Origin of the sequence: Bradyrhizobium sp. AUGA SZCCT0176, from assembly GCF_018130145.1 — a bacterium.
Taxonomy (GTDB): Bacteria; Pseudomonadota; Alphaproteobacteria; order Rhizobiales; family Xanthobacteraceae; genus Bradyrhizobium.
This window is the reverse complement of sequence record NZ_JAFCMB010000004.1, coordinates 446,156-470,610: the sequence shown is the minus strand read 5'-3', so window position 1 is coordinate 470,610 and position 24,455 is coordinate 446,156. Positions and strand designations below refer to the sequence as shown.

21 protein-coding genes are annotated in these 24,455 nt (G+C 62.8%); 10 read left to right on the top strand and 11 right to left on the bottom strand.

The features are described 5' to 3' along the window. Positions 1 to 520: 520 nt before the first annotated feature. Entirely contained in the window at positions 521 to 2,299 is a 1,779-nt protein-coding gene (locus tag JQ600_RS13425) for a metallophosphoesterase (RefSeq protein ID WP_212386910.1), read from the top strand. Positions 2,300 to 2,312: 13 nt separating this feature from the next. On the opposite strand, the gene JQ600_RS13420 is transcribed toward JQ600_RS13425, so the two are convergent. Beyond that, complete coding sequence (locus JQ600_RS13420; protein WP_212265876.1) at positions 2,313 to 3,317, bottom strand: AI-2E family transporter; 1,005 nt, start codon at positions 3,315 to 3,317, stop codon at positions 2,313 to 2,315. Positions 3,318 to 3,415: 98 nt separating this feature from the next. Between JQ600_RS13420 and JQ600_RS13415 the strand changes: the two genes are divergently transcribed. Then, on the top strand, positions 3,416 to 5,029 hold the full coding sequence (locus JQ600_RS13415) for an ABC transporter substrate-binding protein (RefSeq protein WP_312010910.1): 1,614 nt from the start codon (positions 3,416 to 3,418) through the stop codon (positions 5,027 to 5,029). Positions 5,030 to 5,221: 192 nt separating this feature from the next. Here JQ600_RS13415 and JQ600_RS13410 read toward each other — a convergent pair whose 3' ends face one another. The 3 genes from JQ600_RS13410 to JQ600_RS13400 all read right to left on the bottom strand — a co-directional run bounded on the left by JQ600_RS13410 (position 5,222) and on the right by JQ600_RS13400 (position 8,584). Then, on the bottom strand, positions 5,222 to 6,061 hold the full coding sequence (locus JQ600_RS13410) for a transglutaminase family protein (RefSeq protein WP_212386905.1): 840 nt from the start codon (positions 6,059 to 6,061) through the stop codon (positions 5,222 to 5,224). A 157-nt stretch (positions 6,062 to 6,218) separates the two neighbouring features. Next, complete coding sequence (locus tag JQ600_RS13405; RefSeq protein WP_212265874.1) at positions 6,219 to 7,163, bottom strand: alpha-E domain-containing protein; 945 nt, start codon at positions 7,161 to 7,163, stop codon at positions 6,219 to 6,221. Positions 7,164 to 7,165: 2 nt separating this feature from the next. Further along, the gene (locus JQ600_RS13400; RefSeq protein WP_192734058.1) at positions 7,166 to 8,584 is read right to left on the bottom strand and encodes a circularly permuted type 2 ATP-grasp protein; all 1,419 of its coding nucleotides are present in this window, start codon (positions 8,582 to 8,584) and stop codon (positions 7,166 to 7,168) included. Between the two features lie 222 nt (positions 8,585 to 8,806). On the opposite strand from JQ600_RS13400, the gene JQ600_RS13395 reads away from it, so the two are divergent. The 4 genes from JQ600_RS13395 (at position 8,807) to JQ600_RS13380 (ending at position 11,325) form a co-directional block, all read left to right on the top strand. Next, positions 8,807 to 9,544: a molybdopterin-binding protein gene (locus tag JQ600_RS13395; protein WP_212386903.1), complete on the top strand. Its 738-nt coding sequence runs from the start codon at positions 8,807 to 8,809 to the stop codon at positions 9,542 to 9,544. 5 nt (positions 9,545 to 9,549) lie between these two features. Further along, positions 9,550 to 10,014, top strand: a complete 465-nt coding sequence (locus JQ600_RS13390) for a GNAT family N-acetyltransferase (protein WP_212489945.1) — start codon at positions 9,550 to 9,552, stop codon at positions 10,012 to 10,014. A gap of 41 nt (positions 10,015 to 10,055) precedes the next feature. Continuing rightward, positions 10,056 to 10,568 carry a xanthine phosphoribosyltransferase gene (gene gpt / locus JQ600_RS13385; RefSeq protein ID WP_212265872.1) on the top strand — a complete coding sequence of 171 codons (513 nt, stop codon included), beginning with the start codon at positions 10,056 to 10,058 and terminating at the stop codon, positions 10,566 to 10,568. 130 nt (positions 10,569 to 10,698) lie between these two features. Further along, positions 10,699 to 11,325 carry a hypothetical protein gene (locus JQ600_RS13380; RefSeq protein WP_212386899.1) on the top strand — a complete coding sequence of 209 codons (627 nt, stop codon included), beginning with the start codon at positions 10,699 to 10,701 and terminating at the stop codon, positions 11,323 to 11,325. A 122-nt stretch (positions 11,326 to 11,447) separates the two neighbouring features. Here JQ600_RS13380 and JQ600_RS13375 read toward each other — a convergent pair whose 3' ends face one another. After that, the gene (locus JQ600_RS13375; protein ID WP_212386897.1) at positions 11,448 to 12,470 is read right to left on the bottom strand and encodes a methionine synthase; all 1,023 of its coding nucleotides are present in this window, start codon (positions 12,468 to 12,470) and stop codon (positions 11,448 to 11,450) included. Between the two features lie 120 nt (positions 12,471 to 12,590). On the opposite strand from JQ600_RS13375, the gene JQ600_RS13370 reads away from it, so the two are divergent. The 3 genes from JQ600_RS13370 to JQ600_RS13360 all read left to right on the top strand — a co-directional run bounded on the left by JQ600_RS13370 (position 12,591) and on the right by JQ600_RS13360 (position 15,010). After that, complete coding sequence (locus JQ600_RS13370; RefSeq protein ID WP_212386895.1) at positions 12,591 to 13,292, top strand: glutathione S-transferase N-terminal domain-containing protein; 702 nt, start codon at positions 12,591 to 12,593, stop codon at positions 13,290 to 13,292. 123 nt (positions 13,293 to 13,415) lie between these two features. Continuing rightward, positions 13,416 to 14,036 carry a 2-hydroxychromene-2-carboxylate isomerase gene (locus JQ600_RS13365; protein WP_212489944.1) on the top strand — a complete coding sequence of 207 codons (621 nt, stop codon included), beginning with the start codon at positions 13,416 to 13,418 and terminating at the stop codon, positions 14,034 to 14,036. Next, positions 14,036 to 15,010, top strand: coding sequence for an NADPH:quinone oxidoreductase family protein (locus tag JQ600_RS13360; protein WP_212386890.1), 975 nt, complete (start codon positions 14,036 to 14,038; stop codon positions 15,008 to 15,010). Before JQ600_RS13365 ends, JQ600_RS13360 begins: the two co-directional genes overlap by 1 nt. A 144-nt stretch (positions 15,011 to 15,154) precedes the next feature. Here the strand turns inward: JQ600_RS13360 and JQ600_RS13355 are convergent, their stop codons facing one another. The 6 genes from JQ600_RS13355 to JQ600_RS13330 form a co-directional block, all read right to left on the bottom strand. After that, positions 15,155 to 15,826 carry a triacylglycerol lipase gene (locus JQ600_RS13355; protein WP_212489943.1) on the bottom strand — a complete coding sequence of 224 codons (672 nt, stop codon included), beginning with the start codon at positions 15,824 to 15,826 and terminating at the stop codon, positions 15,155 to 15,157. Between the two features lie 111 nt (positions 15,827 to 15,937). Beyond that, a complete protein-coding gene (locus tag JQ600_RS13350) occupies positions 15,938 to 16,828 on the bottom strand; it encodes a crotonase/enoyl-CoA hydratase family protein (RefSeq protein WP_192734048.1) in 891 nt (296 codons plus the stop codon). 129 nt (positions 16,829 to 16,957) lie between these two features. Next, positions 16,958 to 18,379 (bottom strand): amidase, encoded by a 1,422-nt coding sequence (locus JQ600_RS13345; RefSeq protein WP_212386885.1) that lies wholly within the window; start codon positions 18,377 to 18,379, stop codon positions 16,958 to 16,960. Between the two features lie 6 nt (positions 18,380 to 18,385). After that, entirely contained in the window at positions 18,386 to 19,549 is a 1,164-nt protein-coding gene (locus JQ600_RS13340; RefSeq protein WP_212265864.1) for a M20 aminoacylase family protein, read from the bottom strand. A gap of 6 nt (positions 19,550 to 19,555) precedes the next feature. Next, on the bottom strand, positions 19,556 to 21,085 hold the full coding sequence (locus JQ600_RS13335) for a M81 family metallopeptidase (RefSeq protein ID WP_212386883.1): 1,530 nt from the start codon (positions 21,083 to 21,085) through the stop codon (positions 19,556 to 19,558). A gap of 259 nt (positions 21,086 to 21,344) precedes the next feature. Next, on the bottom strand, positions 21,345 to 22,475 hold the full coding sequence (locus JQ600_RS13330; RefSeq protein ID WP_212386880.1) for a M20/M25/M40 family metallo-hydrolase: 1,131 nt from the start codon (positions 22,473 to 22,475) through the stop codon (positions 21,345 to 21,347). A 390-nt stretch (positions 22,476 to 22,865) separates the two neighbouring features. On the opposite strand from JQ600_RS13330, the gene JQ600_RS13325 reads away from it, so the two are divergent. Beyond that, positions 22,866 to 24,446 carry an ABC transporter substrate-binding protein gene (locus JQ600_RS13325; RefSeq protein ID WP_212265861.1) on the top strand — a complete coding sequence of 527 codons (1,581 nt, stop codon included), beginning with the start codon at positions 22,866 to 22,868 and terminating at the stop codon, positions 24,444 to 24,446. The last annotated feature ends 9 nt before the right edge of the window (positions 24,447 to 24,455 follow it).

Here is a 24,455-nt window from a genome sequence, read left to right as displayed (position 1 = left end):
TGTGCTCTCAACACGCACCGTTTTGGTTGGGCTTATCTTGATCTCCACGTTGGGGTCGCGCGCTCGCCGAACCCGTCCCACGACAACCAACTCGCCTCGCGATATCGCGGCAGTCGTGATCAATATTTCTGCACGGGCATTTCCACTCAACGTGACCAGCCAAGCGGTCGAAACAACCGCGACAGTGCCGATAAGCCTTGTGCGCATAACAAGCCTCCCTTGCAATTTGTAATGCGGAACTTGATTACTATCGCTCAATGTTAACGCTGCAACCGAATGAAAGGGTTTGCGGCTTGTGCGCTTTGCTACAAAAGTTTGTGACAAATTACGCTATCCGGTGGCACGAATTGCATATCCGAAGGCTGGCGCAGAGGAAGGCTGGCGAACAAAATGAGTGTGTTCAGAAGCAAGGTCGCGGCCCCGGGTGAGCGGATGCGCTGCTGGCATTCCACCGAAAGACTGATAGCGTCGGTCGGAGAGCAATCGATCCTGCTGCGGACGTAAAATGCGGGCCCTGATCATGAGGAGGCCGACCGCGGAGCCTGATTCAACAGCCGCTCAAGGCCGGTTGCTTGTCGATCCGCGCCAGGGCGATATCGAGGACGATGCCTCCAGTCCCGGACAGAGATCGCTGCTGGCGATCGCCGGCAGTCTGCTGGTTGAAATCAGCCTGCCGAAACTGCTGTTTGCCTGGACCGTCTCGCTGCTGTTGCCGGCGGTGCTGCTCGGGCTCGCGCCGCTGATCGCGACGGCATGGTTCTCATCCTTGTCCGAACATGTTCTGGAACTGACCGGGATCGGCGCGGCGCTGCTGCTGGTCACGGTCATCGCGCTTGGATGGTTCGGATGGCGACCATTGTTTCGGGCCGCTGAGACAAATTTCTGGTCGCTCAATGCGCTCGCCGTCCAGCCCGGCTATGCGTTTGGGCGCGAAGCGCTGCGGCACCTGGTGGAACTGGTGTTCGGCAGGAACGCTGACGCGGCAGGGCGGGCACGGCTGCGTGCGACGAGCTCCGCTGGCGCTGGCATTGTGCTCTGCCTGTGTGCGGCGGCAGTCGCGATTTTCGTTTGGCCCTTCTCGCGGTGGACCGGTTCGGTGTCGGACCTTGTGCTTCTGCATCGGCTGATCGTTCCGACTTTGGCCAATGCGGTCATACTGGTATCGGGTTATCTCGCGTTCGCGTCGCTGGTCTGGGGCTTTGCGGATGCCAGAATGGATCAGCCGCTCGATCTTCCCGGATTCGACGACGCGCCGTCCGGTTGCCGGACCTGGCGTGTCGCGCATCTTTCGGACCTTCACGTGATCGGCGAGCGATATGGTTTCCGCATCGAGAGCGGACGTGGCGGCCCGCGCGGAAACCAGCGCTTTACGCGCCTCATGGCGCGTCTTGCGGCGATCCACGCCGCTGACCCGCTCGATCTCATCCTTGTGACCGGCGACATGACCGATGCCGGCCGCGCGACGGAATGGGCCGAATTCCTCGACGTCGTGGCGCTGCATCGTGATCTCGCGGCTCTCATGGTCATGTTGCCCGGCAATCACGATCTGAACATCGTCGACCGTGCCAATCCGGCCCGGCTCGATTTGCCGTTCAGCCCCGGCAAGCGGCTGCGGCAGATGCGGACGTTGTCGGCCATCGCAACCGTGCAGGGGGAACGTGTGTATGTCGTCGACGACACGGGAAAGCCGGCAGCGACGCTCAACGAGGCGCTGGCGCCGTATCGCCAGCGGATCGCGGCATTCGCCGAACGCGGCGGCTTGCGCCGCGCCGCCGGACTGGTCGGGCTGTTCGACGACCTGTTTCCGATGCTGTTGCCACCCGATCGGGAAGACGGATTAGGCGTCCTGATCCTGAATTCCAACGCCGATACGCATTTTTCCTTCACCAACGCGCTCGGATTGGTCTCCGTTGAACAGATGCGCCGGCTCGCGGCGGCGCTGGGTCGTTTCCCGAAAGCGCAATGGATCGTCGCGCTGCATCATCATCTGATAGAATATCCAATGCCGGTTACGAATTTTTCCGAACGGATTGGAACCGCGCTGGTCAACGGCAGCTGGTTTGTCCGCAAACTCAGGCCTTTCGCGAAGCGGGCCGTGGTCATGCACGGCCATCGCCACATCGACTGGATCGGCGCCTGCGGTACGCTGAAGATCATCTCTGCTCCGTCGCCTGTCATGGGTGGCCCTGACGCCGAACCGACGCAGTTTCTGATCCATACGCTGGCCGCCGGTTCGAACGGGCGGCTCTGTTTGCTCCCGCCGCAGTGCGTCGAGATCGCCGGCGAGAGCGGTAGCTAGCGTTTGTCACCCCCTATTGCTTCGATCCGCCGAGCAGATCGGCTATCCAGCGGCTCGACGGATGCTGGGCACAGAAGGTGAGGATAGCGAGCGCGATCGGTACGCCGATGAAAGTTCCGAACAAGCCCCACTGAAAAGTCCAGAAAAAGATCGCGAACAACACAACCAGAGGCGAGATCGAAAGCATGCTGCCGGCAACGCGCGGCTCAATATAACTGCCGACCACAAACTGGATGATGTTGAGGCAAACGAACACGGCAAGAACGGCTTGCCAGCTCTCGAATTGTGTCATCGCCAGCAAGGTGGGAAACAGCGTTGCGATGAAGGGCCCGATGAAGGGGATGTAATTGAGCGCAAAGGCGATCACGCCCCACTCGAGCGCGAACGGCAGTCCGGTGATCCAGGCGAACAGACCGACGAGCAGGCCGGTGATGGCGCTCATCTGCGTCCGAACCAGGAGGTATTTCCGGAATTTGGCCGCGGTCGCCGCACTGCCGTCCAGCAGCACGCGCGCAACCTCAGGCTTGCCGAGCGTCTCGATCCTTCGTCTGGCGTCCTCTACCTCCAGAAGTCCCAGCACAACATAGACAAGTGCAATCACCCAGAAGCTGAGTGTGGTGTTGACGCGGCCGGTGACGAGTTGCGTTGCGCGCATCAGCCACGCGACGTTAAAATGCTCGGCCCACAGGCCGGCGACCGAGACGCCATGGCCGTCGAGCCACGTCACCATGGCGCCATAAAGCGCCTGATAGCGCACCGTATCGGCCATCAGTGATCGTCCGACCCGCCCGAATCCCCAGGCCGCGAGCGAGGCGAAAGCGAGACAGACCACGATCGTGACGACGATGGTGACGGCTAATGCCAGCAGTTTCGGCATTTTCGCCTGCAGCCGGCTCTGCAGCGGCCAGACGATTGCGATGATAAAGAGCGCCAGCGCCAGCGGCGCGAACACTGCGCTTGCTTCCTTGGCAGCGGCCGCCAACAGAACCGCTGCGATGATCCCGACCGCGATCTTCATGCGACGCCAGCTACCTTACTCTGGGATAATCACCCGCGTAACGTTGCGCTCGACCGGTGGTAGTTCTATAGAAAAACAAAATCTTTTGGGAGGCCAAAGTGCGCGCCAACCGGTTGTCCGTCAGATGGAAATTCGCTCCCCTGGCACTGCTTTGCATCGCGCTGTGCGCTGCAAGCCCCGCAATCGCCCAGAAGAAGGGCGGCACGCTCCGGCTCTATCACAACGACAATCCGCCCTCGACGTCACTCCTGGAAGAAGCGACCATCGCCTCGGTGCTGCCGTTTGCGGCGGTGTTCAATAATCTCGTGGTGTTCGATCCGGCCAAACCGCATGAGAGCATGGAGACCGTGATCCCTGATCTGGCCGAAAGCTGGTCCTGGGACGCGACCAACACCAAGCTGACCTTCAAGCTGCGGCAGGGCGTGAAGTGGCACGACGGCCAACCCTTCACGGCGAAAGACGTGCAGTGCACCTGGCGAATGCTGATCGGCAAGACCGAAACGCAGGATTTCAGGCGCAACCCGCGCAAGGTCTGGTACACCAAGCTGCAGGACGTCAGCATCAATGGCGACCATGAGGCGACGTTCGAACTGAGCGAGCCGCAGCCGAGCCTGCCGGTGCTGCTGGCGAGCGCGTTTTCAGCTGTCTATCCCTGCCACGTGCCGCAAGCTGTGATGCGGACCAAGCCGATCGGCACCGGGCCATTCAAGTTCGTCGAATTCAAGCGCGGCGAATCCATGCACGTCGTGCGCAATCCGGATTACTTCAAGAAGGATCGGCCCTATCTCGATGAAATCACGGTGCGGACGATCGACAACCGCGCCACGCGGATGCTGGCATTCGCGACCGGCGACTACGACATCACCTTTCCCTCCGATGTCAGCGTTCCCCTGCTGAAGGACATCAAGGCGCGGGCGCCGAACGCGATCTGCGAGATGACCGGCACCGGAACCCAGATCAATTTGCTGGTCAATCGCGTCAACCCGCCGTTCGACAATCCCGACATTCGCAAGGCGATGTCGCTGGCGCTCGATCGCAAGGCCTTCAACACCATCCTGATGGAAGGCAACGCGCGGCTGGGCGGGGCGATGCTGGCAAAGCCCGAGGGCGAATGGGGCATGTCTCCGGAAATGGTGTCATCGCTCATGGGCTATGGCCCTGACATCGCCAGGAACGTCGCGGAAGCGCAGGCGATCATGCAGAAGCTCGGCTACAGCGACGCCAAACCGCTGCCGATCAAGATCCAGACCCGGAACCTGCCGACCTACCGCGATCCCGCGGTGATCCTGGCCGACCAGCTCAAGAAGATTTACATCGTCGGCGAACTCGACATCCTCGATACGCCGCGATGGTATGCGCGGCTGGCGAAAAAGGATTTTACGATCGGATTGAACGTCACCGGCGTCAGCGTCGACGATCCCGACGGCAACATCGTCGAGAACTATTCATGCAAGTCCGAGCGCAACTATACCCAGTACTGCAATGCCGAGGTCGACAAGTTGCTGGCGGCACAGTCGCGCGAACTCGACAAGGAAAAGCGCAGGAAGATCGTTTGGGATATCGAGCGCATCCTGGTCGACGACGCCGCGCGCCCGATCATCCTGCATTCATCGGCCGGCAATTGCTGGCAGCCCCATGTGAAGAACTTCAAGCCGCACGACAATAGTCAGTATAATAATCTGCGGTTCGAGGATGTGTGGCTGGATAAGTGACGGCCGAAAGGCCGTCATCCCCCGATGCGCAATTGCGCATCTGAGGGCGCGCTTAGCGCGAACCCGGGATATCGAGCGACAACTTCAGTCGTCATTCCGGGGCGGCGCGAAGCGACGAGCCCGGAATCTCGCGCAACCATCTCGAGATTCCGGGTCTGGTGCTTGCGCACCATCCCGAAAGGACGGAGCCCCTCACGACTGGCTCTGCCACTGCCCCGACCGGCCGCCGGCCTGTTCTACCTTGACCGCAACCGTCAGCGTCTCGTTGCCGCCGCCGTAGCGGGTGCCGCGGACGGGGGCCGCGCCGAGATAATCCAGGCCGATGGCGATGCGGGCGTGGGCGTCCGTCGTGCAGATGCCGTTGGCGGCGTCGAAGCCGACCCAGCCCAGATCAGGCACGAAAGCTTCCGCCCAGGCATGGCCGGCCTGCTGGTTGACGGTGCCGTCGGAGCGCAGGAAATGCCCGGAGACAAACCGCGCCGGCACGCCGCCCGAGCGCGCGCAGGCGATGAAGATATGCGCGTAGTCCTGGCACACGCCGCGCTTCAAAGCGAAGGCCTCCGCCGCCGAGGTGCCGCTGTTGGTCGGATCCTCGTCGAACGTCATGTGCTCGTTGATCTGCACCATCAGCGCATGCAGGAAGCCGAGCACGTCGTCGCCCGATTCGGAGCGCATCTCGCGGGCAAAAGTCGCCATCGCCGGATTGACTTCGGTGAGCGCGGTGGAGCGCAGGAACAGGCTCGGCGGGAAACGCTCGTCGGTGCCGCGCAGCACGCCGCCGGTGTCGTGGGTCTCGATCAGGCCCTCGACATTGATGGTGAGGTCGGCGAGCGGCCCGTGAGTCAGAACATGCGTGACATTGCCGAACGCGTCCTGGTGCATGTCGAGCCGGGAATCGGTAGAGACGTCGATCTGCCACTCGGCGACATACTGCCCGTCATGGCTGCCGGGCGTCATCCGCAGGATCTGGATCACGCCCGAGGCGGGGGGCTCATAACGATAGCTGGTGGTATGGGCAATTCGCAGGCGCATGGGTAGACCGGGATGAGGTTGAGATCGTCATGCCCGGGCATTAGCGCGAAGCGCGTCTTCGCGCTAGACGTCCCGGGCATCCACGTCTTTCTTCCTTCTCACTCTCCAAAGCAAGACGTGGATGGCCGGGTCAAGCCCGGCCATGACGCTGAATGTATCAAATCAGATACTGCTTGGTGATGATCTCACCCAGCCGAGCGTTGTCCGCAATGAATTCCTGGATGAATTCATGGACGCCATGCTGGAAGATATCGTCCATATGGCTGTGTTCAAGCCGGTTGCGGACGCCGCGGGCGTGGCGCTGGGAGGCGCCCTGGCGGCCATAGGCGACGCCGATCTGGTCGAGGTTCCGCACCAGATTGCTGTAGCAGCTCGCCAGCGAGCGCGGCAGCGTGTCGTTGAGGATCAGCAAATCAGCGATCAGCCAGGGTTTCAGCGTCTCGCGGTAGACCCAGTGATAGGCCGTCAGCGCAGACACCGAGCGCAGGATCGAGGTCCACTGGTAATAATCCAGCGGACCGCCGACATGTTCCTCCTCGGGCAGCAGCACGTGATACTTCACGTCGAGAATGCGGGCGGTGTTGTCGGCGCGCTCCAGATGCAGCCCGAGGCGCGAGAACCAGTAGGCGTCGTTGCGCAGCATGGTCCGGTAAGCGGAACCGTCGAAGCGCAGCGAAGTCTCCTGCACGAAGCGCAGGAATCTCGCCAGCTCTTCCCGGCTCGACGTGCCTTTACCCCAGACCTCCTGCAGCTCGATCCAGGCCGAGTTGATGGTGTCCCACATCTCACTCGTCAGTGCCGTGCGCACCGAGCGGGAATTGAGCCGGGCGGCCTCGATGCAATTCTTGATCGAGGAGGGGTTGGACGGCGAGAACGCCAGGTACTCGACGACGTTCTGTTCGTTGGCTTCCTGATAGGCCTCGTAGAAGCTGGCGCTGACGCCGGCGGTCAACAGCGCGGAATCCCATTCATTGGTCTTGCCGATATAGGCGGCGGGAAGGGCGGTCACGCGCAAGGTCGCGTCGATAGTGCGCGCGAGATATTCCGCGCGCTCGACATAGCGGGCCAGCCAGTACAGGTTTTCGGCGGTGCGCGACAGCATCTCTATTCGTCCAGAATCCAGGTGTCCTTGGTGCCGCCGCCCTGGCTCGAATTGACCACCAGGGAGCCTTCCTTCAGCGCCACGCGGGTCAGCCCGCCCGGCACGATGGTGACGTGATCGCGCCCGGTCAGCACGAACGGCCGGAGGTCGACATGGCGCGGCGCGAGGCCCGACGCGGTGCAGGTTGGGCAGGTCGACAACGCCAGCGTCGGCTGCGCGATAAAACCCTCCGGCTCGCGCTTGAGCTTGTCGCGGAACGCCTCGATCGTCGCTTTGGTGGCGGCGGGGCCGATCAGCATGCCGTAGCCGCCGGAGCCATGCACTTCCTTGACCACGAGATCGCCGAGATTGTCGAGCACGTAGGCGAGGTCCTTGGGCTCGCGGCAGCGCCAGGTCGGCACGTTCTTCAGGATCGGCTCTTCGCCGAGATAGAATTTCACGATGTCCGGCATGTAGGAATAGACCGCCTTGTCATCGGCGATGCCGGTGCCGACGGCGTTGGCGAGTGTGACGTTGCCGGCCGCGTAGGCCGACATCAGCCCGGGCACGCCGAGCGCGGAATCCGGGCGGAAGGTCAGGGGATCCAGGAAGTCGTCGTCGACGCGGCGGTAGATCACGTCGACGCGCTTGAGGCCCTCGGTGGTGCGCATGAACACCTCGTCGTTCTTGACGATGAGGTCGCGGCCCTCGACCAGCTCGATGCCGAGCTTGTCGGCCAGGAACGAGTGCTCGTAATAGGCCGAGTTGTAGACGCCGGGCGTCATCAGCGCGACCACAGGCTCGGCGGAAGCGGAGAGCGGCGCCACCGAGCGCAGCGCCGACAGCAGTTCGTCGGGGTACTTCTCCACCGGTGCGACGCGGTGGCGGGCGAACAGGTCCGGAAACAGCCGCATCATGATTTCGCGGTTTTCCAGCATGTAGGACACGCCGGACGGGGTCCGCGCATTGTCCTCCAGTACGATGAAATTGTCGGCGTCGACCCGGACGATATCGATCCCGGCGATATGGACGTAGACGTCATGGGGGACGTCCTGGCCGTTCATTTCGGGACGGAATACCGGATTCTGGAAGATCAGGTCGTCGGGGATGATGTTGGCGCGCAGGATGTCGCGGCCGTGATAGATGTCGCGCAGGAACATGTTGAGGGCGCGGACCCGCTGCTTCAGGCCCTTCTCCAGCAGCGTCCATTCCTTGGCCGACATGATCCGGGGGATCACGTCGAAGGGGATCAGCCGTTCCTGGGCTTCGGCGTCGCCATAGACGGCAAAGGTGATGCCGATCCGGCGGAACAGCAGCTCCGCTTCCTGGCGGCGATATTCAAGGGCGTCCGGAGGCGTCTCCTTCAACCAGCGGGAGAGTTCCTGGTAGGCGGGCCGGAGGTCCCCGCCGGGGCCATTCATTTCATCAAACGCGACTGCCATAAATCCTGACTATCTTTCGAAGCCATGCGACACAGTGCATGACTTCACGGGATGGTAGCAAGGGCCGGGCCAGCGCGATATGCATGGGCTGGAGCATTTGGTATGGGGTTGTTTCCCCGTGCTGCCTCAAAAATCGGCTTCCGGGTGCTTATTTCGGCAGCAAAGCCCCGTGACTTCAATGCGTTGGATGCGCAAGGTCAGGGGATAAGACGAGGATTGGAAATGAGTGAGATCGTCACAGCGGGTATTCTGGTCATTGGTGACGAGATCCTGTCCGGCCGGACCAAGGACAAGAACATCGGCTTTATCGCCGAGTACCTGACCAATATCGGGATCGACCTCAAGGAAGTCCGCGTCGTTGCCGACGAGGAGGCCGACATCATCGCCGCCCTTGATGCACTGCGAAAGCGCTACGATTACGTCTTTACCACCGGTGGCATCGGGCCGACCCATGACGACATCACTGCCGACAGCGTCGCCAAGGCGTTCGGCGTCGGCATCGATCATCACCCCGAAGTGGTGGCCCGATTCCGCGAGCGCTGGACCGAACAGGATCTGAACGAGGCGCGCTTGCGCATGGCCCGTGTCCCCGATGGCGCCGAACTGATCCAGAGCGCCACCATCCTGGCCCCCGGCTTCAAGCTCGGCAACGTCATCGTGATGGCCGGTATTCCCACCATCATGCAAGCGATGATGGATATCGTCGCGCCGAAGCTGAAATCGGGCGTGCGGATGCTGTCGGATTCGGTCCGGGCGAATGCGCGGGAAGGCGACATCGGCGGCCCCTTGCGCGTGATCGCGAGTGCCCATCCCGACACCATCATCGGCAGCTATCCGTTCCAGGACGAAGACAAGAAGCCGAACACCAATCTTGTGGTCCGCTCGCGCGATCCCGACAAGCTCGCCGCCGCGATGGCTGCGGTGAAGGAGATGCTGGCGGGTTTGAACACGCCACGATAGCACCGATGATTTCGACCAGGCCAATCCGCGCCGACGATCTCGAACTGGTGTGCCGGCACCGCGAACAGATGTTCCGCGAATCCGACGCGCCGGGCAGGACCGAAGCGATTTTGGCGAGTCAGACCGCGCATTTTCGGCCCTGGCTGGCCAAGCACCTCGGCGACGGATCGTATTTCGGCTATATCGTCGAGGAGCACGGCAAGCCCATCGCGGGAATCGGGCTGATGACCATCGAGTGGCCGCCGGGCCCGGCGCATCCGACGCAGGACAGGCGCGGCTACGTGCTCAACGTGTTTGTCGAGCCGTCGCATCGCAAACAGGGAATTGCCAAAGCGCTGATGGACCGGGCGGACCAGGAATTCGCCAGGCGAGGCGTGGCTTTCGCGATACTGCATGCCACCAAGGTGGGACGGCCGCTGTACGCGCAACTGGGCTGGTCGGCGACCAGCGAGATGGCAAAGTCGCTATAGTTGAGGAGATCAAAGGTGGCCAATCGTTTTGGAGCGAAGTCATGACCAGTGAAAAAGTCACTCCGCCGGAGAAGGCCTTTCCCGTGTCGTGGGATCAGTTTCACCGGGATTGCCGGGCGCTGACCTGGCGACTCAACGAGGTCGGGCCGTTTCATGCCATCATTGCGATTACCCGTGGTGGGCTGGTGCCGGCCGCCATCGTTGCGCGCGAACTCGGCATTCGTATCATCGATACCGTCTGCATTGCCAGCTATGACCACACCAGACAGGGCGACCTGAAGGCTCTCAAGGGCGTTTCGGCGGACGTGGCAAAACTCGGCGGCGGTACCGGCAAGGGGCTGTTGATCGTCGACGACCTCGTCGATACCGGCAAGACCGGGCGGCTGGTGCGATCGATGATGCCGGAGGCGCATTTCGCGGCTGTTTACGCCAAGCCGCAGGGCAAGCCGCTGGTGGATACCTTCATTACCGAAGTGTCGCAGGACACCTGGATTCACTTTCCCTGGGACACCGCGCTGTCGTTCCAGCCGCCGATCCGCGACGGCGCGGGGTAACACTCTCGCCGTCATTCCGGGGCGTGCGTAAGCGCGAACCCGGAATCTCGAGATTCCGGGTCTGGTGCTGCGCACCATCCCGGAATGACGAGCCCCACGGCTTGGGGTGCGGCCAACGATCGAGCCGTCCATGCCGCTGCAAAACCGCGTCACGCCCTCAGGCGACATCGTCGCCGATCCGAACCGCGGCCTGTTCACCGGCAATCGCGGCATCATCCATGATCCCGCAACGAAGACGCTGCTGAAAAAGCGCTGGGCGAGCCCGGCGTGGATCACCTGTGTCTGCGAGTTCAGGGGATGGCGGCGCCAGGTGATGGGCACGCGCAGCTGGACCGAACTGTTCTTCCTCGATGAAGCGACCGCGTTCGCGGCCGGCCATCGCCCCTGTTTCTTCTGCCGCCGCGACGACGCCAACCGTTTTCGCGCGGCGTGGGAAGAGGGCAATGGCGTCGCCGATGTCCTCGCGCGAGATATTGACGCTGTGCTGCATCGGGAGCGGCTGGAGAAAGGCAAGAAGCGGCTGCATCCATTGCCGATGCCGGTCGAGAAGCTGCCCGATGGCGCGATGGTGCAGGCGGGGGCGGAGAGTTTTCTGATCATGCAGGGCAGGGGGCTGCAATGGTTGATGGCAGGCTATCGACAGGCGGGCCATGCGATCGCGGATGCGATGCTGCTGACGCCGCCGTCGACGCTGCGTGCATTGGGCGCGGGGTATCGGCCGGTGTTGCATCCGAGTGCGGGTGAATTGACGGATTGAGCCGGACTCTATCCTTCGTCATGCCCGGCCTTGTGCCGGGCATCCACGTCTTTCTGTGCTCATCGAAGAAAGACGTGGATGGCCGGGTCAAGCCCGGCCATGACGGTGGTTGGGAGCGCTGCTCACCCCAACTGCTGCCGCGCCAGTTTCGCGCCGGCCCCCAGCGCCGCAAGCTTCGCCTCGGCAATATCCCGGCGCATCGGCGCCATGCCGCAATTGGTGGTGGCGACGATGTTGGCCTTCGGCACGAATTTCGACACCGCGTCGATCACCTTGACGACGTCTTCTGCGGTCTCGACCGTGTCGCTGGCGACGTCGATCACGCCGGCCTGGACGATCTTGCCGGTCAACAGCGCCAGCAAGTCCAGCGGCACCTTGGAATTGCGGCACTCGATCGCGACCTGCTGGATCGAGCTTTTGGCGATCGCCGGGAAAATCTCCTCGTACTGCCGCCACTCCTTGCCAAGGGTTTCCTTCCAGTCGGTGTTGGCCTTGATGCCGTAGCCGTAGCAGATGTGCACGGCGGTGGCGCAGGTCAGCCCCTGCGCGGCGCGCTCCAGCGCCTTGATCCCCCAGTCCGAAACCTCGTCCATGAACACGTTGAAGGCGGGCTCGTCGAACTGGATGATGTCGACGCCGTCGGCCTGCAAGGCCTTGGCTTCCTCGTTCAACAGTTCGGCAAATGCGAACGCCATCTTGACGCGGTCGCCATAATGGCCGTCGGCTACGGTGTCGATGATGGTCATCGGGCCAGGCAAAGTGAATTTCAGCTTGTGTTTGGTGTGGGCGCGGGCGACGCGGGCCTCATCGGCGTGGACGCGGCCCCTTAGCGTCAGCGGCGCCACCACCTGCGGCACCATCGCCTTGTAGCGGTCTTTGCGGATGCCCATTTCGACCTTGTGGGCGAAATCGATGCCGTCGACCTTTTCCAGAAAGCCGTGGACGAAATGCTGACGGGCCTGCTCGCCCTCGGTGACGATATCGATGCCGGAATCCTCCTGCAGTTTTACGGCCAGCATGGTGGCGTCGCGCTTGGCGCGGGCGAGTTCATCGCCCTTGGATTTCCAGGGCGCCCATAGCGTGTTCGGCTCGGCCAGCCATTCCGGCTTCGGAAGTGAGCCTGCGATCGTCGTTGGAAACAGCATGGGAGCCTCCCGGGTGGTTCTGATTGAGCGCCTGTCTGCCATGTCTTATGATGTCAGTACAGAACAACAAAAGTCGTTCTCGCCGGGAATAATCCGGCAGGTGCGGCAGCCGGGGAAACCATGATCGACCTGCATTACGCGCCGACGCCCAATGGCTGGAAAATCTCGATCATGCTGGAGGAACTCGGGCTCCCCTATACCGTGATCCCGGTCAACATCCGCGCCGGCGAGCAATTCAAGCCGGAATTCCTCGCGATCAGTCCCAACAACCGCATTCCGGCCATCGTCGACCATGCGCCGGCCGACGGCGGCGCGCCGTTCTCGGTGTTCGAGACCGGCGCGATCCTGATCTATCTGGCGGAAAAGACCGGTCGCTTCTTGCCCACAGACGCGCGCGGCCGCTCCCACGCGGTGCAGTGGGTGATGTGGCAAATGAGTGGGCTCGGGCCGATGCTCGGCCAGCACGGCCATTTCGCGCTCTATGCGCAGGAAAAGATCCCGTACGCGATCGAGCGCTACCGGGATGAGGCCGCGCGGCTCTATCGCGTGCTCGACACGCAGCTCGGCAAGACCGGCGCCTATATCGCGGGCGATTATTCGATCGCCGACATCGCCTGCTTCCCCTGGACCATGACCCACAAGGCACAGGGCTTTACGCTCGACGATTATCCCAACATCAAGCGCTGGTACGCCGTCGTGCGCGCCCGGCCGCAGGTGCAGGCGGGATTGGCGATCGGCAAGTTCGTGAAAGAACCGTTCGACGAGGAATCGCGCAGGAATATGTTCGGCCAGAAGGCAAAGGAAATGGCCGGGCGGAAGTAAGAACCAGCCGCGCCGTCATTGCGAGGAGCGAAGCGACGAAGCAATCCATCCATCCGTTATGCCGTGCGATGGATTGCTTCGCTTCGCTTGTATGACGGCCTAGAAACACAAAAAGGAAACGCCATGATCGAATTCTTCTTCGACTGTTCCAGTCCCTGGACCTATCTCGCCTTCCACAACATCCAGCCGCTTGCAAAAGAGCTCGGCGTCGAAATTTCGTGGCGGCCGATCCTGGTCGGCGGCATCTTCAACACGGTCAATCCCAGTGTTTACGCCCAGCGCGAAACGCCGGTGCCGCTGAAGGCGCGTTACATGAAAAAGGATATTGCCGACTGGGCGCGCTCCGCGGGGCTTGCGATCAAGATGCCGCCGACGGTGTTTCCGGTGAACAGCGTCAAGGCGATGCGCGGCTGCATCTGGCTGGGCAAAGAATCTGAAAGGCACATGGTGCCGTTCGCGCGCGCCGTGTTCGAGACCTATTGGGGCGGCGACAAGGACATTTCGCAGGACTCGGTATTGACGGAAGTCTGCAAGAGCGTTGGCGTCGATCACGTCAAGTTCTTTGCCGGCATTGGCGAGCAGGCGATCAAGGACCAGCTCAAGGCCAACACCGATGAGGTGATGGCGCGGGGCGGCTTTGGATCGCCGACCATCTTCGTCGGCAAGACCGACATGTACTTTGGCAACGACCGCATGCCGCTGATCCGCGAAGCCGTGCTGCGGCTGCAAGAGAAGGCTGCCTGATGCCGAAAGCCGTCGTCTGCCGCGAGCTGGGTCCGCCCGAGAGCCTGCGCTTGGAAACCTTTGAAAGTGCACCGTTGGCGCCAGGGCAGGTGCGTGTTGCGATCCGCGCCGCCGGGATCAATTTTCCGGACATATTGATGGCGGCGGGTCAATATCAGCTCAAACCGCCATTGCCGTTCACGCCCGGCGTTGAAGCCGCTGGCGATGTCGTCGAGGTGAACGACGCAATGGGTGTCAAGGTCGGTGACAAGGTGATCGTCAAGATGCGCCACGGCGCCTATTGCGACGAGGCCGTGGCCACGCCGTCGCAACTCGTGCCGCTGCCATCGACCTTCGACTATCCGGAGGGCGCAACGTTCCTGGCCGGCCACGGTACGGCCTATCATGCGCTGATCGATCGCGGGCAGGTTCAGCCGGGTGAAGTGCTGCTCGTGCATGGCGCCGGTGGCGGGGTCGGGCTTGCCGCTGTCGAGATCGGTAAGATGATTGGCGCCACCGTGATCGCGACCGCATCAAGCGACGAGAAACTTGCGATCGCCAAGGCGAGGGGCGCCGATCATCTCGTGCGCTATGACCAGGAACCGTTTCGCGACGCGGTCAAGCGCATCACCGACGGGCGCGGCGCGGATGTCGTGTTTGACCCCGTCGGCGGCGAGGTGTTCGAGAACTCGATGCGCTGCATCAACTGGGGCGCGCGCCTCTTGATCATCGGATTCACCGGCGGCATCGGGCTCGCCAAAACCAATCTCCTGATGATCAAGGGCGCCAGCGCGCTCGGCGTGCGCGCCGGCGAAGCGGTGCGGAAAAATCCCGCGCTCGGCGAGGTCAGGATCAAAGTGCTGACGGAGTGGGCGGAAGCCGGAAAAATCCGCCCCAACATCTCGCACCGCCTGCCGCTGGAAGACTACGCCCGCGCGATGCGGCTGTTGATCGACCGCAAGGCCATCGGCCGCGTGGCGCTGACGATGGGGTGACCTTGTCGTCCCGGCCTTGAGCCGGGACCCATACCGCGTGATGTAGCGAGGAAGCAAAGTGGCAGACGCTCTTCGCAAAACTAAAGCCGGTGGCTATGGGTCCCGGCTCAAGGCCGGGACGACGTGAGGAGAGTTGGCTCCTTCTCATCCGCTCTCTTGTCTGCCAAACCTGCCATCCGTCAGAAACGCAATCGTCTGCGCAATCGCCACACCATTCCCCGGCAGCCAGGGATGCGCCGTGCCTATCACGATGTGGTCGGCCATCCCGTCGAGTTTGGTGTTCTCCACCGACACCCGGCCGTCATGCGGCTTTTGCAGGAACAGCGCAGCGGTCGGATCGACTGACCGGTTTCCCGCGATGATGCCGACGGGAAAATCGACCGGCGGAAACAATGCGCCGGTTGCGGCATCGCGCCGGGTCACGAGTTGCTCACCGGCCGGTCCGAACCAGGCGCGGTAGAGCGACACGTTCTTCAGGCGATCGGCGATCTCGCTGCCGCCATTGGGCGTGCCGAGCATCACGACGCGGCCCAGGCGCTCCGGCCGGTATCTGGAAAGGTAGACGCGGGCGAGCAGGCCGCCCATCGAATGGCCGACGAAATGAAGCTGGCCTGCGATCCCAGCAGCCAAGTGTGTGACGGCGGGGTGGATGTGCTCAGCCAGCGCTTCGAGCGCGTGATGGCGGCTGGGATAGTCGATGTTCAGCGTGACGAAGCCGGCGGCCTCGAGCGCGGTCTGCATTTTCCGGAATGACAGGGCCGTTCTGCTGATGCCGTGCAGCAGGATGACGCCGTCATTATTTTCGGGCATTTCCATCGTCCGTCATTCCGGGGCGATGCAGAGCATCGAACCCGGAATCTCGAGATCCCCCGGTGCGCGATTGCGCACCTGAGGTTCGCTTCGCGCCCCGGAATGACGGCTTCGCCGTCACTTATACTCCCGCTCGTCCCACCACGGGTAGTAGTCGGGCATATCTGATGAAACCTTGTTCTTGAATTGCGCCGGGCGCTTTTCCAAAAACGACACCACGCCTTCCCTGACGTCATCAGAGCGGCCGCGGGCGTAGATGCCGCGGCTGTCGACCTTGTGCGCTTCCATCGGATCGTCGGCGCCCATCATGCGCCACATCATCTGGCGGATCAGCGCCACCGAGACCGGCGCGGTCTTGGCGGCGATTTCCTTGGCGAGCGCGCGGGCGGTCGGCAGCAAATCATCCGGCGGCACCACCTTGCTGACGAGGCGGCCGGCGAGGGCTTCCTGCGCCGGGAAGACGCGGCCGGTGTAGCACCACTCCAGTGCCTGGGCGATGCCGACAAGGCGCGGCAGGAACCAGCTCGAGGCGGCCTCGGGCACGATGCCGCGCTGGGAGAACACAAAACCGAAGCGCGCGGCTTCGCTCGCAATGCGGATGTCCATCGCGAGCTGCATGGTGACGCCGATGCCGACCGCCGGGCCGTTCACCGCCGCGATCACGGGTTTTAAGCATTTGAAGATGCGCAGCGTCACCTGTCCGCCGCCGTCGCGCACCTGCGGATCGCTGTAGTCGACAGTGCCGTCGGCCAGCCGTTTCACCGGCCCGCGCCGCGCGTCGCGATCGAAGGTGTTGGCGCCGGAGGAGAGGTCGGCGCCGGCGCAAAAGCCGCGGCCGGCGCCGGTGACGATGATGGCCCTGACATTGTCGTCCTTGTCGGCCGCGTCGAACGCGTCGATCAATTCCTGCTGCATGGTGCCGTTGAAGGCGTTGAGCTTGTCGGGCCGGTTCAAGGTGATGGTGAGAATCTGCTCGGCGACCTCGTACTTGATGGTCTCGTACGCCATGGGGTTTCCTCTGCTGTATCTTTGTTTGGTGATTTGTACCCGTCATTCCGGGGCGTCGCAAAGCGGCGAACCCGGAATCTCGAGATTCCGGGCTCGTTGCTGCGCAACGCCCCGGAATGACGGAGAAAACTACTTCTTCGGCGGGGCCGGCCACGGCTTTTGCGGGCCGCGCAGGCCTTCGAACGCCTTGGCCATGCCGAGCACGCCGAGATCGTCGAACCGCCGGCCGACGATCTGCACGCCGATCGGAAAGCCCTTCTTGTCGTAGCCGCCATTGATCGAGACGGCCGGGTTCTCCGACATATTCCACGGCACGGTATAGGCGATGTGCTCGAACGGTTTCGTGGGATCGTTGACCGGGGAGGCGAACTCGGCCGGGAAGTTCACCACCGGCGACACCGGAGAAACTACGTAATCGAGATCGCAGAACAGTTTTGCCGCGGCGGTGCGGATCGCCATGGTGGCGTTGAAGCCCCTGATGACATCAAGGCCTGAGAGCTTCGCGCCGGCCTCTGCCCATTGAAGGATGTAAGGCAACGTCTTGGCGCGCTCCTCCGGCGTCAGCCTGGAAATATCGTCCCAGCTTCGCGCGCGAAAGAAATTGTCGATCCCGTCGAGCATCTCACGCGTCAATATGCCGTCGATTTCGGTAACGACCGCGCCGGCGGATTCGAACGCCTTGGCGGCCTTGACTGCGACCTCGCGCACTTCCTTCTCCAGCGGCTGGCCGGTGCCGGCATCGAGCATCAACCCGATCCGCACTTTGCGCGGCGATTTGTCGAGCCCCTTCCAGTTGATCTCATGCGCGGGCAGGCTCATGCCGTCGCGCCGGTCCGGCCGCGACAGCACGCTCATCATCAGCGCCGCATCGTCGACGGTGCGGGTCATCGGCCCCGCGACGCGGCCGACATAGAACGGCTCCATCGGAACGCGCCCGAGGCTGGGCTTCAGCCCGACCAGACCGCACCAGCAGGCCGGCAGCCGCACAGAGCCGCCGATATCCGTTCCGAGATGCAGCGGACCGTAACCGGCCGCGCCGGTGGCGCCGGCGCCGGAAGAGGATCCGCCGGGGTTCTTGCTGAGGTCCCAGGGATTGCGGGTGAGGGCATGGAAGCTCGAAAGGCCCGACGACAGCATGCCGTAATCCGGCATCGTCGTTTTGGAGAAGATGATGGAGCCGGCTTCGCGCAGCCGTGCGGCCGGCGGCGCGTCCTTCGGTGAGGGCACCAGCTTGACGCTGGCAGCGCCGAGCGGCACCGGCTGGTCCTTGGTCGCGATATTGTCCTTGATCGTCACCGGCACGCCGTCGAGCGTGCCGACCGGCTCGCCCTTCTGCCAGCGTTCGGTCGAGGCTTTGGCGACGGCGCGCGCGCCTTCGGGATCGAGCAGATAGAGCGCCTTGATGTGCGGTTCCCACGCCGCCACATGCGCCAGGACTTCCTCCAGCACTTCCGACGGCGAGAACTGCTTGGCGCGATAGCCGGCGAGAAGGTCGACGGCGCTGAGATCGTGCAGCGACGTGACCTCTTCTTCTTTTTTGGTTTTATGCATGGGCACCTAACCTACTGGCATACGGGTCTCGATGATGCGCGCGAACATGCTGGCGCCGATCGGCAGTATCTTGTCGTCGAGGACGTATCCGGGATTGTGCACCGGCACCGAGCCTTCATGGCCGACCCAGAAATAGGCGCCGGGCACCGCCTGCATCATGTCGGCGAAATCCTCGCTGCCCATTTTCGGCTCGGTGCGGGTGATCACCTTGTCCGGATCGACCACCGTACGCGCCACCGCCTCGACGATCCGCGACTGCTCTTCCTGGTTCACCAGCACGCTGAAGGTGTCGCGGATATCGGCGGTGATCTCGCACTGGAACGCCGCAGCGATGCCGGCGCAGATCGCGCGCATGCGCTCGCGGATCAGTGCGCGCACGCCGTCATCGAAAGCGCGGACGGTGCCGCACAGCTTGGCCTGGCCGGGAATGACGTTGTAGGCCGAGCCGGCATGGATCTGCGTGATCGACAGCACCGCAGGGTGATGCGGAGGGACGTTGCGGCTGACGACGGTCTGCAGCGCCTGCGCCAGCGTGGTCGCGATGATCACGGCATCCTTGGAGCGTTCCGGCATCGCGCCATGGGCGCCGTAGCCGTCGATCGTGATGTCGAAGAAATCGGCGCCCGCCATCGCCGGGCCCGGCAGGATCGCGATCTCGCCGTGGTTCAGGTCAGGCGCGTTGTGCAGGCCGTAGACCTCGTCGCAGGGAAATTTCTGGAACAGGCCGTCCTTGATCATGGCGCGAGCGCCGCCGAGACCTTCTTCGGCGGGCTGGAAGATGAAATGCACGGTGCCGTCGAAGTTTTTGGTCTCGGCGAGATAGCGCGCGGTGCCGAGCAGCATGGTGGTGTGGCCGTCATGGCCGCAGCCGTGGAAGCGGCCGGGAATGGTCGAGCGCCAGCGCAGGTTGGTGTTCTCTTCCATCGGCAGCGCGTCCATGTCGGCGCGCAGGCCGATCTTCATGCCGCTGTTGCCCTTGCCCTTGAGCACGCCGACGACGCCGGTGCCGCCAAGGCCGCGATGCACCTCGATGCCCCATTGCGTCAGCTTGTCGGCGACGATGCCTGAGGTGCGGACCTCCTCGAAGCCGATCTCGGGATGCGCATGAAGATCGCGCCTGATAGCGGTGAGTTCTTCGGCATAGCCGTCGATGCGTTCGATAGTGGGCATGTCTGTTTATCCGGTTACGGTTGAACGAGATTTGGCTGGAGTCGCAAAAGCAGGGCCGTTCGGTTTGATGCGGATACCCGGACGCAGCCGCGTCCAGGGCAGGGTCGCGGTGTCGGCCGGCATCGCGCCGGGCGCGGCGCAGATCAGGAGTTTTTCGGCGATCGGCTCAAAGTCGGCGCGGAAGTGCACCGAACTCTTGTTGACCAGGATCGCCTGTTCGGTCGGCTCAATCCCGACATAGCGGTACATCGCCTGGTCGGCGAGCTGCGCCTTGTAGGAACTTACGACTACACGGACATCGCCGATGCGCAGGCACGCCGACGGTCCCATGTCCATGTCGCGGCCGCCATAATAGGGGCCGGACGCCACGAACTTGCCGTCCGACAGTTTTTCGACGACGAACGTTTCCTGATACGGCGCGTCGCCCGGGATGCCGGACTTGCCGCCGAGCGACAGCGTCACGGTGGCGCCGATACCAGCGGCATGCGCGGCCCTGGCTGACTCCGGATCATAGATCACGCCGGTCGCCGCTCGCGTCGCCTTGTTGCGGACCAGCGCACGCAGCATGCCTGTCGTGTCGGAATCGCCGCCGGCGCCGGGATTGTCCTGGGTGTCGGCGATGACGATCGGCTTGCTGGCGTTCTTCGCCAGCTCGATGGCGTGCCGCACGCCATCGTCGGGCGAATAGATGCGGCCGTCGAAATCGTCCTCATGGCTCTCGATCAGCGCTACCAGTTTGTCGGCGGCTGCATCCGCATCGGCCTGCGTCGCGCCGTAGGCGAATACGCTGGGACCACAATCCCTGAAATCGGCGGCCGGAAATCCGGGCGCGAATGACAGCGTCGGAACTGAAGCGCTCTCCATCGCCGCCAGTTTTTCATAAATGCCCTTGGTCGGCTGGTCGTTGGTGCATTGCCAGCTGATCGGAATCAGGAACGGCAATTGCCGGAAGGCTTTTGCGTAGCGCGCCTTCGTCTTGAGCATCAGCGCCAGATGCTTTGCGCAGGCCCGGCCGGTGTCGGCCATGTCGACGTGCGGGTAGGTGCGGTAGGCGATGAGCGCGTCCGCATGTTCCATCATCTCGGGCGAGACGTTGGCATGGAGGTCGAGGCTGACGACCAGCGGCAGGTCCTTGCCGATCACCTTGCGCACCCGGGCAAGCGTTTCGCCTTCACCGTCGTCGTAATGTTCAGTGACCATGGCGCCGTGCAGGTCGAGATAGACGGCATCGATCGGTCCGGCCGCTGCGATGCCGTCGACCATTTCCTTCATGATGCGTTCGAAGGCATCCTTGGTGACATGGGCTGATGGAACAGCGGCCGCCGAGATCGTCGGCACCAGCTCCCAGCCATTGGCCTCGGCGGCTTCGACAAAGCCGGCAAGGCCGATATTGATCTTGCGCATCACCTTGAGCACGTCGGCGCCATGCGCCATCGACGGCCAGCCGCCACCATGAACGAAATCGTCATAGGTTGCCTTGGTCGGCGCGAACGTGTTGGTCTCGTGCAGAAAGGCACCAACGGCAATGCGGGTCATCAAGTTTTCTCACCGGTGCACTCGTTGGGGGACGTTAAGCGTGTCATTGCGCCAAGCGCAAGCCGTGGAGCAATTCCGTTTTGCATGCCGCCCCATGCGTCATTGCGAGCGAAGCGACTTGTCCGCCGTAGCTCAACGAGCGAAGGCGGAAGCAATCCATGCAGCGGCTTGCGCCGTTAGGCATTGCCTGGGAGCGTTGCTCCCATGCGCAAACGCTCTGCGTTTGCCGCAGGCAATGATGGGGAGAGATGCCTGGCACTCACGTCAATGTCGCCAGCAACCCCGCCATCAAGCGGCCGCGCTCGGCGAGACTGTCGACTTCGATATGTTCGTTGAGCGTATGCGCGTCGGCACCGCGAACGCCCAGGCCATCGAGGGTTGGGATGCCCATCGCGCCAGTAAAGTTGCCGTCGGAGCCGCCGCCGGCGCTGGCGTGCGGCAGCTCGACGCCCAGGCTGCGGGCCACGTTGCGCGCCTGTTCGTAGAGCGCCATCGTGCCGGCGTCAGGCTCCCACACCGGCCGGGTCACGCCGCGGGTGACTTTGAACGTGACGTCATTGCTGGTCCCGGAAAGCGCGAGCATGCGCTCGACGCCGCGATCGAGATCTGCCTGCCGCTTGGCCATGCTGAGCGCCTCGCCGGTGCAGGTGGTGGCGACGCAGTTCACCCACTGGCCACCATGCACGATGCCGACCGAAAAAGTGCAATCTTCAGTCGTCATGGCATCGATGGCGATAATCTGGCGTGCCATCTCGCGGATCGCGGAACGGCCGGATGAGAGCGTGGCGCCGGCATGGCTCGGCTTGCCGATCGCTTCGAGATTGAACCGGGCAATCGCATATCGTCCGGTGACCACGCCGTTGTTGGCGCGACCCGGCTCCGGCACCAGCACATATTTGTTGCGGGCGGCTTCGGCCTCGATGATGTCGCGGGTCGATGGCGTGCCGACCTCTTCGTCCGGCGTGAACAGTACCGTGATCGGCAGCGGCGTCGTGAACGATGTACGCGCCAGTTGCCGGATCGCCTCCAGGCTGAGGTAGTTGCCTCCCTTCATGTCGAATATGCCCGGGCCGTAGCATTTGTTGCCCTCGCGCCGCCACGCCAGCTTTTGCAGCGTGCCGACGGGATGGACGGTATCGAGATGACCCGCGATCAGGATGCCGGGTTCGCCCTGCTTCGGGTGGGGAAAGCGCGCGCGGACGCAGCCGGCAAAGCCCTGCCGCCCGGCGATGCGTTCGATGGTCGCACCCATGATGGCCATCTCCCGCGCTGCAAGATCAAGCATGCGGTCGACCGCGCCGGCGTCCCAGGTGGGGCTTTCGCATTCGACCCAGGTCCGCAGCCCCTGCAGCATGGTCTCGGAATCAAAGGGAAGGTTGGCAGGATTCATCTGGATTCTCCCGGTTCGGCCGGAATGTTTGGGCTCGGTGCCGATCGGTCCGTACGAGAGGGACCGGCAGGGATTTTGTAAAGGGAAAATATCCCGCCGTCAGACTTTCGCCGCAGCGGATCGGGGAATGGGAATTCTGGCATCATTCTTGATTGTAGATATTTGTGAAGGCGTGCTGGCGGAGCCGGATAGGGCCGTCCAGCGGCCAGCGCAAGCCAGGCGCGGATGAGGGCTATCCCGACTTCCACCTGAACGCCGGCGTCATCCGTATCGTCGGACCAAAAGGGTGTTGTGAAGCTCAAGATCGACCCTATAGTCCGGTCAGAAACCGGGCAGGGGGCCCGAACAAGAAAAAGCGTTCGGGCGCCGAGCGACAATGGAGGTGAAGGAATGAATGCGTTCAGAAAAACAATTCTGGCTGCGACTTGCGTCGGCAGCCTGATGACGGTGGCGGCGCCAGCGTTGGCCCAGACTACCTTGCGCGCCGTCATGCACTCGGATCTGAAGATCCTGGATCCGATCTGGACCACGGCCTACATCGTCCGCAACCATGGCTACATGATTTACGACACGCTTCTCGCGCAGGATGAAAAGGGCGAGATCAAGCCGCAGATGGTCGAGAAGTACGAAGCCGCGGCGGACGGCAAAAGTTACACCTTCACGCTGCGCGACGGACTGCTGTGGCACGACGGCAAGCCGGTGACGTCGGAAGACTGCATCGCTTCGATCAAGCGCTGGGCAGTCAAGGACTCGCTCGGTCAGAAGATGATGACCTTCGTCGACTCCATCGACGCGGTCGATGCCAAAACTTTCACCATCAAGCTCAAGGAACCGACAGGCCTCGTGCTGCTCGGCCTGTCAAAGCCCTCGTCCAACGTGCCGTTCATGATGCCCAAGCGCGTCGCCGATACGGACGCCAACAAGCAGATCGAGGATTTCACCGGCTCCGGCCCGTTCGTCTTCGTCAAGGATGAATGGAAGCCGGGCGACAAGACCGTCTACGTCAAGTTCGATAAGTACAAGCCGCGCGCCGAGCCCGCATCGGGTCTTGCCGGCGGCAAGGTCGTCAAGGTGGACCGCGTCGAGTGGCGCGCCATTTCCGACGCGCAGCAGGCGGTCAACGCGCTGCAAAAGGGTGAGATCGACTATATCGAGCAACCCAGCCATGATCTCCTTGGTACCCTGAAGAAGGATGCCAATATCGCGATCGTCCAGGTACCGCAGATCAAGGCGCAGTACGTCTTCCGCCCCAACCACCTGCACAAGCCGTTCGACAACCCGAAAATCCGCCAGGCGCTGTGGTACGCCTTCAATCAGGAAGACTTCCTGATGGCGACCATCGGTGACGAGAACTACATCAAGGCTTGCAAGGCGCTGTTCGTCTGCGACACCCAGTTCGGGACGACCAATGGAACGGATGCCATTCTCAACTCGAACGCCAAGAAGTCGCAGGAGCTCTTGAAGGAAGCGGGCTATGACGGCACGCCCGTCCTGCTGATGCACTCCACCGACCTGAAGGCTCTGACCAACCTCGCGCCAGTGGCGAAATCACTGATGGAGAAAGGCGGCTTCAAGGTCGACATGCAGTCGATGGACTGGCAGACCCTCGTTGCGCGGCGCGCCAAGAAGGATCCACCGAGCGCCGGTGGCTGGAACGCCTTCCTGACGGCCTGGGTCGTGGCCGACGTGATGAACCCGGTCTCTGCCGCCTATGTGAATTCGGGGTGCGACAAGGCTTCGTTCGGATGGCCCTGCGACCCGGAAATGGAGAAGCTGCGCGACGATTTCGCTCGAACAACCGATCTGGCAAAGCAGAAACAGATCGCGGAAGCGGTGCAGAAGCGTAATATCGAGATCACGGCCATGATCCCGGTCGGTGAGTATGTCCAGCCGATTGCCATTCGCAAGAACGTCAAGGGGCTGTTGATGGCGCCGGTCCCGGTGCATTGGAACATCGAAGTCACCAAGTGATGTGCAAGT

Excerpts from the sequence above, each read along its gene's own strand:
- JQ600_RS13375 (WP_212386897.1), bottom strand. The coding sequence starts at position 12,470 with ATGCTGTTTCCAACGACGATCGCAGGCTCACTTCCGAAGCCGGAATGG.
- JQ600_RS13400 (WP_192734058.1), bottom strand. The coding sequence starts at position 8,584 with ATGGCAGTCGCGTTTGATGAAATGAATGGCCCCGGCGGGGACCTCCGG.
- JQ600_RS13395 (WP_212386903.1), top strand. The coding sequence starts at position 8,807 with ATGAGTGAGATCGTCACAGCGGGTATTCTGGTCATTGGTGACGAGATC.
- JQ600_RS13340 (WP_212265864.1), bottom strand. The coding sequence starts at position 19,549 with ATGCCCACTATCGAACGCATCGACGGCTATGCCGAAGAACTCACCGCT.
- JQ600_RS13335 (WP_212386883.1), bottom strand. The coding sequence starts at position 21,085 with ATGACCCGCATTGCCGTTGGTGCCTTTCTGCACGAGACCAACACGTTC.
- JQ600_RS13410 (WP_212386905.1), bottom strand. The coding sequence starts at position 6,061 with ATGCGCCTGCGAATTGCCCATACCACCAGCTATCGTTATGAGCCCCCC.
- JQ600_RS13405 (WP_212265874.1), bottom strand. The coding sequence starts at position 7,163 with ATGCTGTCGCGCACCGCCGAAAACCTGTACTGGCTGGCCCGCTATGTC.
- JQ600_RS13380 (WP_212386899.1), top strand. The coding sequence starts at position 10,699 with ATGCCGCTGCAAAACCGCGTCACGCCCTCAGGCGACATCGTCGCCGAT.
- gpt (WP_212265872.1), top strand. The coding sequence starts at position 10,056 with ATGACCAGTGAAAAAGTCACTCCGCCGGAGAAGGCCTTTCCCGTGTCG.
- JQ600_RS13360 (WP_212386890.1), top strand. The coding sequence starts at position 14,036 with ATGCCGAAAGCCGTCGTCTGCCGCGAGCTGGGTCCGCCCGAGAGCCTG.
- JQ600_RS13330 (WP_212386880.1), bottom strand. The coding sequence starts at position 22,475 with ATGAATCCTGCCAACCTTCCCTTTGATTCCGAGACCATGCTGCAGGGG.
- JQ600_RS13425 (WP_212386910.1), top strand. The coding sequence starts at position 521 with ATGAGGAGGCCGACCGCGGAGCCTGATTCAACAGCCGCTCAAGGCCGG.
- JQ600_RS13355 (WP_212489943.1), bottom strand. The coding sequence starts at position 15,826 with ATGGAAATGCCCGAAAATAATGACGGCGTCATCCTGCTGCACGGCATC.
- JQ600_RS13420 (WP_212265876.1), bottom strand. The coding sequence starts at position 3,317 with ATGAAGATCGCGGTCGGGATCATCGCAGCGGTTCTGTTGGCGGCCGCT.
- JQ600_RS13370 (WP_212386895.1), top strand. The coding sequence starts at position 12,591 with ATGATCGACCTGCATTACGCGCCGACGCCCAATGGCTGGAAAATCTCG.
- JQ600_RS13365 (WP_212489944.1), top strand. The coding sequence starts at position 13,416 with ATGATCGAATTCTTCTTCGACTGTTCCAGTCCCTGGACCTATCTCGCC.
- JQ600_RS13390 (WP_212489945.1), top strand. The coding sequence starts at position 9,550 with ATGATTTCGACCAGGCCAATCCGCGCCGACGATCTCGAACTGGTGTGC.
- JQ600_RS13345 (WP_212386885.1), bottom strand. The coding sequence starts at position 18,379 with ATGCATAAAACCAAAAAAGAAGAAGAGGTCACGTCGCTGCACGATCTC.
- JQ600_RS13325 (WP_212265861.1), top strand. The coding sequence starts at position 22,866 with ATGAATGCGTTCAGAAAAACAATTCTGGCTGCGACTTGCGTCGGCAGC.
- JQ600_RS13350 (WP_192734048.1), bottom strand. The coding sequence starts at position 16,828 with ATGGCGTACGAGACCATCAAGTACGAGGTCGCCGAGCAGATTCTCACC.